1 protein-coding gene is annotated in these 201 nt (G+C 58.2%); it reads right to left on the bottom strand.

Annotated features, from left to right (window positions below):
- Positions 1-44: 44 nt before the first annotated feature.
- Entirely contained in the window at positions 45-149 is a 105-nt protein-coding gene (locus AC0L3O_RS35610) for a hypothetical protein (RefSeq protein WP_473618183.1), read from the bottom strand.
- Positions 150-201 lie beyond the last annotated feature (52 nt).

The following is a 201-nucleotide window of genomic DNA, read 5'->3' as shown; positions in this document are numbered from 1 at the left end:
AGACAGATGCTCAAGCAGCATCCAGGCGAAAGTCGGATGGGTCATCACGATATCCCGGAATGCTGTGCCGGACAGCCATCCCCGAAAATGTCACCCGGTTCGACATCGCGATACGCTATCTCTTTGCCGTCCGCTGAAACCAGTGTCACGCGAGCCCGTCCTTCCAGCAGGAAGAAGACATCGCGACCAGTGTCGCCGTGG

The sequence above is a fragment of the Mesorhizobium sp. WSM4810 genome, from assembly GCF_055811235.1.
Note: the sequence above shows the minus strand (reverse complement) of the source record. Positions and strands in the feature narration are given on the sequence as shown.